Annotated in this window: 8 protein-coding genes; 6 read left to right on the forward strand and 2 right to left on the reverse strand. The window is 71.8% G+C overall.

Going from position 1 to position 6,480, the window contains the following annotated elements; genetic code table 11:
* Nucleotides 1–241 precede the first annotated feature (241 nt).
* Complete coding sequence (locus ACZ6D7_RS46000; RefSeq protein WP_469504632.1) at nucleotides 242–508, forward strand: transcriptional repressor; 267 nt, start codon at nucleotides 242–244, stop codon at nucleotides 506–508.
* A gap of 153 nt (nucleotides 509–661) precedes the next feature.
* Here ACZ6D7_RS46000 and ACZ6D7_RS46005 read toward each other — a convergent pair whose 3' ends face one another.
* On the reverse strand, nucleotides 662–1,300 hold the full coding sequence (locus ACZ6D7_RS46005) for a helix-turn-helix domain-containing protein (RefSeq protein WP_469504634.1): 639 nt from the start codon (nucleotides 1,298–1,300) through the stop codon (nucleotides 662–664).
* Here ACZ6D7_RS46005 and ACZ6D7_RS46010 point away from each other — a divergent pair.
* The 4 genes from ACZ6D7_RS46010 (at nucleotide 1,299) to ACZ6D7_RS46025 (ending at nucleotide 4,584) form a co-directional block, all read left to right on the forward strand.
* On the forward strand, nucleotides 1,299–1,814 hold the full coding sequence (locus ACZ6D7_RS46010; protein ID WP_469504637.1) for a GNAT family N-acetyltransferase: 516 nt from the start codon (nucleotides 1,299–1,301) through the stop codon (nucleotides 1,812–1,814). The genes ACZ6D7_RS46005 and ACZ6D7_RS46010 overlap by 2 nt on opposite strands.
* A 124-nt stretch (nucleotides 1,815–1,938) precedes the next feature.
* Nucleotides 1,939–2,871: an NAD-dependent epimerase/dehydratase family protein gene (locus tag ACZ6D7_RS46015; RefSeq protein ID WP_469504640.1), complete on the forward strand. Its 933-nt coding sequence runs from the start codon at nucleotides 1,939–1,941 to the stop codon at nucleotides 2,869–2,871.
* The gene (locus ACZ6D7_RS46020; protein WP_469504643.1) at nucleotides 2,868–3,821 is read left to right on the forward strand and encodes an RNA polymerase sigma-70 factor; all 954 of its coding nucleotides are present in this window, start codon (nucleotides 2,868–2,870) and stop codon (nucleotides 3,819–3,821) included. Before ACZ6D7_RS46015 ends, ACZ6D7_RS46020 begins: the two co-directional genes overlap by 4 nt.
* Before the next feature lie 55 nt (nucleotides 3,822–3,876).
* Nucleotides 3,877–4,584 carry a bleomycin resistance protein gene (locus tag ACZ6D7_RS46025; RefSeq protein WP_469504645.1) on the forward strand — a complete coding sequence of 236 codons (708 nt, stop codon included), beginning with the start codon at nucleotides 3,877–3,879 and terminating at the stop codon, nucleotides 4,582–4,584.
* Between the two features lie 551 nt (nucleotides 4,585–5,135).
* On the opposite strand, the gene ACZ6D7_RS46030 is transcribed toward ACZ6D7_RS46025, so the two are convergent.
* On the reverse strand, nucleotides 5,136–5,459 hold the full coding sequence (locus ACZ6D7_RS46030) for an antibiotic biosynthesis monooxygenase family protein (protein WP_388387551.1): 324 nt from the start codon (nucleotides 5,457–5,459) through the stop codon (nucleotides 5,136–5,138).
* Nucleotides 5,460–5,668: 209 nt separating this feature from the next.
* Here ACZ6D7_RS46030 and ACZ6D7_RS46035 point away from each other — a divergent pair, with 209 nt between their 5' ends.
* Complete coding sequence (locus tag ACZ6D7_RS46035) at nucleotides 5,669–6,361, forward strand: hypothetical protein (RefSeq protein ID WP_469504648.1); 693 nt, start codon at nucleotides 5,669–5,671, stop codon at nucleotides 6,359–6,361.
* Nucleotides 6,362–6,480 lie beyond the last annotated feature (119 nt).

The following is a 6,480-nucleotide window of genomic DNA, read 5'->3' on the forward strand; positions in this document are numbered from 1 at the left end:
GGCACCACCCTTCCCCACAGCTGCCCGCCCAACGTCGGCGACATGCACCGCATTTCGCCGCTGCCGCGTGGCCGGGATCCCTGCATCAGCCGCTGTTGAGGAACAGGTCGACGAGGGCCGCACCTCCTACCCGCAAACGCGACGCCATATCGTCTGGCGCCCTATCCATACATGGAGCTACCGTCCATATGGTTATGGATGTCATTTTCATCAGGCTCGGCACCGGGGGGTGAAACGTGGGGTGAGCGACCCGACGATCCAGCAGCGGCCCACCCGTCAGCGCTCGGCCCTTCTGGCAGCTCTCGCGAACTGCCGCGACTTCGTCTCCGCGCAGGATCTGTACGCGCGCATGCCCGCTGACGGCACACGGATCGGGCTGACCACGGTGTACCGAGGACTGCGCGACCTGGAGGCCGCAGACGCGGTCGACGTCGCACAAGCCGGCGACGGGGCGCCACGTGGTCGACGAGCGGGAGCAGCAGGGCGAAGCCGACGGTGCAGCCGATGAGCGCGGCGGTCGGCACGAGCCCGATCACGGCGGGCGACACGCCGAGTTGTCCGGCGACATCGGTGAGCGCGGGCTGGACGGCGTAGTTGTTCGCGACGGCCGTTCCGGCGATGGCGGCGAGCAGGAACGTACGGCCTCGCCCCGCTGCCCGCGTCACGGCCCCTCGCCCCGGACGAGGACGACGGCGTACCGGCACTCGGTGTCGCTGTCGTTGGCGAACGCGCGGGGCACGGGCTCGCCCAGTTCGATCGTGTCCCCGGCGCCGAGTTCGTGCACGGTGTCGCCCTCGTGGAAGGTCAGCCGCCCTTCGAGCACCCAGACGATCTGCCGTACGAAGGCGAAGGCCGCGGCCGGGTACGGCACGCGGGCGCCGGCCGGCAGCCGGATCTCGGCGATCTCCGCGGGGAAGCGCGGACCGGTGATCTGGCGCCGCCGGTACCCGGTGGCCGGGTCGCGCCACTCGGGCGTGTCGGCGTGCCGGCGCAGCCCCGCCGTGGCGCCCGTGGTGTTCGTGTCGCCCGTGGCGCCCGTCTCACCGGTGGCGTCCGTGTCGCCGCTCGGTGTTCCCTCCGCGAGGGCCATCAGCGAGGACACGCTCAGCTGGAAGGCGGCGGACAGCTTGCCGAGCACGACGGCGGTGGGACTGCTCTCCCCCCGCTCGATCCGGCTGATCATGGCCTGCGAGACACCGGAGGCCGCCGCGAGCTGCGCGAGGGTCCACTTGCGCCGCTCCCGCTCGGTGCGGACCCGCGCGGCGATCTGCCCGACCAGGGGGTCTACTATGTTGGACATGAATCCAATATACGAGATGAAGGGGGTGGCTGTCCGTCCGGCCGGCCCCGACGACGCGGCGGCCGTCCTCGCCATTCGCAACCACGCGATCGAGCACTCGACGGCACTGTGGACGCAGACCCCGCAGACGCCCGCCGAGGGTGCCGTCTGGCTCGCCGCCCACCTGGAGCGGGGCTCGGCGTTTGTGGCCGAGGCGGAGGGCGAGGTCGTCGGATTCGCCGTCTACGGCCCGTGGCGCGCGTTCGACGGATACCGCCACACCGTGGAGAACTCGGTCTACGTCCGCGAGGGCCGGCACGGCCTCGGCGTCGGTACGGCGCTGATGACCGTCCTCGTCGCCGCGGCGCGCGAGGCCGGTCATCACGTCATGATCGCGGGGATCGAGGCCGGCAACGCCGCGTCCGTGCGGCTGCACGAACGGTTCGGGTTCCTGCACGTCGGAACCGTCCCGGAGGCCGGCACCAAGTTCGGCCGCTGGCTCGACCTGACGATCATGCGCCTGCCGCTGTCCTGAGCGAGGAACCGGCACGTCACCGAGGTGTCCGGGGCCCCATGTCACAGATTCCCGGGCTGTCTCGTCTCGTGGGGGAGACGGGACGGAGTCCCGGGAGCGGGACGGGAGCGGGACGGTGAGAGGCATGCGGGTGTTCGTGGCGGGCGGGAGCGGTGTCCTGGGGCGGCGGCTGGTGCCGCGGCTCGTGGCCAGGGGCCATCAGGTCACGGCGACGACGACGAGCGCGGCGAAACTGGATCTGCTCGAGCGGCTGGGCGCGGACGGGGTGGTGATGGACGGGCTGGACGCGGCGTCGGTCGGGGAGGCGGTGGCCCAGGCGCGGCCGGACACGATCGTGCACCAGATGACCGCGATCTCCCCGGCGCACGCCGGCAAGCCCGACATCAAGCATCCGGACCGCTGGTTCGCCACCACCAACCGGCTGCGCACCGAGGGGACCGACCATCTGCTGGCCGCGGCCGAGGCGACCGGCGTGTCCCATGTCGTCGCCCAGGGCTACGCCAGCTGGAACGGCATCCGCGAGGGCGGCTGGATCAAGACCGAGGAGGACCCGCTGGACCTGCTGCCGGGGACGGCGGCCCACGGGGGCCTCAAGGCCATGGCCCACAACGAGGACGTGGTCCTCGACGCAGGCGGCGCGGTCCTGCGCTACGGGGCCTTCTACGGCCCCGGAGCCACCGACGACCAGGTCGAACTCGTGCGCAAGCGCCAGTACCCGCTGATCGGACGCGGCACCGGCTACAGCTCGTGGGTGCATCTCGACGACGCGGCGGACGCCACCGTCCTGGCCGTGGAGCGGAAGGCGAGGGGCGTGTTCAACATCGTGGACGACGAACCGGCCCCGGCCGCCGAGTGGTTGCCCCATCTGGCGATGTGCGCGGGCGCCAGGCCGCCGCTGCGCATCCCCAGGTGGCTGGCCCGGCTGCTGGCCGGGGACCAGGCGGTGGTGATGATGACCGAGGGCCGCGGCTTCTCCAACGCCAGGGCCAGACGGGAGCTGGGCTGGGAGCCGGGCCACCCCTCGTGGCGGCAGGGCTTCCGGGAGGAGCTGGCGTGACCCGGGCCGACGAGTTCGAGGACCTGCGGTCCCTGCTGTTCGCGATCGCCTACCGGATCCTCGGCAGCGTGAGCGAGGCCGAGGACGCGGTCCAGGAGACCTGGCTGCGCTACGCGGCCTCCCGCGCACAGCCCGCGTCGGCGAAGGCGTACCTGTCGGCCGTGGTCACCCGGATATCGGTCGACGTCCTGCGCTCGGCTCGCGTCCGACGGGAGGAGTACGTGGGGCCGTGGTTCCCCGAGCCGCTCCTGACCGACCCCTACGAGGACCCGGAACGCTCGGCGGAACTGGCCGACTCGCTGTCGACGGCCGCCCTGCTGCTCCTGGAACGGCTGAGCCCGCTCGAACGCGCGGTCTTCGTGCTGCGGGAGGTGTTCGGGTTCGGCTTCCCGGAGGTCGCGTCGGCCGTGGGTCGTTCGGAGGCGGCCTGCCGTCAGCTCGCGGTGCGGGCGCGCCGCCACATGGACGAGGGCCGTCCCCGTTTCGAGGCCGACCGCAAGGAGCGCGAGGAACTCGCCGGGCGCTTCTTCGACGCCTTCCGGGAAGGGGACGTCGACGGTCTGCGGGAACTCCTGGCCGCCGATGTCCACATGGTCGGCGACGGCGGCGGCAAGGCCCCGCGGTGGGGCGGGGGAGTCACCGGCGCCGAGAAGGTGGCCCGGGTGCTCGCCACGACCGGTGCGCCGATGGTCGTCATCGGCGCCACGATCGAGCCGCACCAGGTCAACGGTCAGCCCGGCGCGGTCTTCCGCGACCGCGACGGCCGGATCATCAGCACCATGACGCTCGACATCCTCGACGGACGGATCCAGACGATCCGCGCGGTGACCAACCCCGACAAGCTCGGGCACGCGGGCCCGGTGGCGGACGCGTGGGCGGTCACCCGAGAGGTGGCCCGGGTGCGCAGGTCACCGAGGGACGGCGAGGGTGGGGACACGGAGGCTCCATGAAACCGGCGTAACCGGTTGCGCCCCCACCCTAGTCAAGTTTGATTAGAGTGGGGGCATGGGAGAGCAGACCATTCCGATCCTGCCGTGCCGGACCCTCCAGCCCGTGCTCGACTTCTACACCGCCATCGGGTTCGAGGTGACGTTCCGGCAACGGAGCCCCAACCCCTACGCCGTCGTGGAACGCGGCGACATCCAGCTCCAGTTCTTCGGGATGAAGCGGTACGAACCATCGGAGTCGATCAGTACGTGCTACGTCCGGACCGACGACGTGGACGCCCTGTACGAGGCCTTCCGCGCCGGGCTCAAGGCGGCGTACGGCAGGATCCCGACCCGGGGCCTGCCCCGTATCGGACCGCTGAAAGACATGTCCTACGGCGTGCGGCAGTTCCTGATGACCGACCCCGGCGGCAACTGCATCCGCGTGGGTCGGCCGACGAGCGAGGAGCCGCACCATCGGCCCGCACCCGAGGAGACCTTCGCCCGGGCCCTCCACCACGCGTCCGTGCTCGCCGACTCGAAGGAGGACCCGGCCGCCGCCGCGAAGATCATCGATCGCGCACTGGCCCTCGACGACGAACAGCCGACGCGTGCGCAGCTGCTTCAACTCCTCGTCCTACGGGCGGACATCGCCGGACGCCTCGCGGACGAGAGGACGATGGCGGCCACACTGGCCAGGGCCACGGCCACGGCCGTTGAGCTCACCGTCGAGGAACGTGACGCGGTGGGGGACGCTCTGATGCGCCTGGAGGATCTCCAGGCTTGAGCCCGGCCGGCCATAGACCGAAGGCGGCCCCGCGCCGACCAGCGAACCGCTCCTGGAGTCCCTTGGAGTCGGCCGCTGCCGGGGCCGCCGATGCGGCCGGCTGGGCCCGCCGCGAGTGCGGCGGGGGCGGAGGCATGGCCGGCAGGGTCGTGGTCGCTCAGCGGCTGCGGATCGCGCTGGTGGCGAGGAATCCGGTTGCTGCGGCGGTGATGAGGGCGCAGATCGCGAACACCGTGGCACGTCGCATGGAAGGTCCTTCCTTCTGAGGGGCATGGATCCTGCACAACGCCGCACAGGTCCGCGCCGCTTCGCCGACGGCCCGTTGCCACTCGAACGGATGCGCCCGCGGGCCCCGAGGATCCGCCGACCGGCCTACTGCCGGCCGGGTCCCGCCCACCGCGAACTCGCCCGCTCGGATCAGCCGATGCCCGAACGGCAGCCTCGTGGCCCTCGCGCCGAGTTCGGCGGCGCGTCCGGCGGTGGAGCCGATGTCGTCGAGGTGGAACCGTGCGCGGCGGCGCCCCCGCCGGGAGGCTCCGCCGACGGAACGACTACTCGCCCTTCGGCGCCGCCTGCTGCACGACCTCGAAGGACCACAGGGTGGAGGCCGAGGCCGCGGGCTGCGGCCGCTCGCCCTCCGCGCCGCCCCGGTGGGCCGCCTTCATCGGGCCTTCGAGCCACGCCTGGAACGACGCCTCGTCACGCCAGCGGGTGTAGACGAGGTAGGTGTCGGTGCCCTCGACCGGGCGGAGGAGCTCGAACCACTCGAAGCCGTCCGAGTTCTCGACGGCGTGGGCCCGCGCGGCGAACCGCTTCTCGAGGGTCTCCCGCTGCTCCGCCGGGACGGTCAGTACGTTGATCTTGACTACGCTCATGCCCCCATCCTGCCCGCACAGCCCACCGCGGCAGCGCACCGCCCCCCTCGATGCTCCGCGCGCCTGACGACAGCGCAGCAGGTCAGCACACATTTCCGATACGTTCATGTGATCATCAAAACTTGCACAACACCCCCACATCTCGCCTACGCTCACCCCGCACCAACCGCACGACAACCGCACCACAACCGCACCACAAGGGGGCAGGCATGGCCAACTGGAAGGTCATCGGCGGAATCGCCGCAGGCGTCTTCATCCTCGGCGGCATCGGCTCGGCCATGGAGGACAAGGGCACCGCCGACAGCAGCGGCGCGAGCGCGGCCACCACGAGCGCCGCCACACCCGCCGGTTCGCCCGCCACGGCCACCTCCGCGAGCCCCGACGCCAAGGCCGCGAGCCCCAGCGTCACGGCGGAGGCCGAGAAGAAGGCCGTCCTCGATTTCGTCGGCATGGGCCTCCAGTCCGCCCAGGACGCCGCTCAGGAGGCCGGCTTCTACGGGCTGGTCTCCCACGACTCGCTCGGCCGCGGCCGTATGCAGGCCTTCGACCGGAACTGGAAGGTCTGCTCGCAGAACGTCGCAGCCGGCAAGACCGTGTCGACGGACACCGAACTCGACTTCGGCGCGGTCAAGCTCGACGAGACGTGTCCCAAGAAGGACCAGAGCGCGCCCTCCGCGGCCGACGGGACGATGCCCGACTTCAAGGGCAAGTCCGTGAAGGCCGCCCGCGCGGCCCTCGACTCCGGCACCTCGCTGACGGTGAACGACGCGTCCGCCGACGACCGGTTCATCCTCATGGAGTCGAACTGGAAGGTGTGCACCCAGACCCCGAAGGCCGGCGCGAAGCTGAACGGGCAGCCGGTGGAGTTCACCGCGGTGAAGTTCGGCGAGTCCTGCCCCTGACCAGGGGCACACGCGGTCTTGGGGTCCCGGGGGGGGGGGGGGGGGGGGGGGGGGGGGGGGGGGGGGGGGGGGGGGGGGGGGGGGGGGGAGGGTGGGGGGGGGGGGGAGAGCTCAGATAA

The sequence above is a fragment of the Streptomyces sp. NPDC041784 genome, assembly GCF_055591025.1.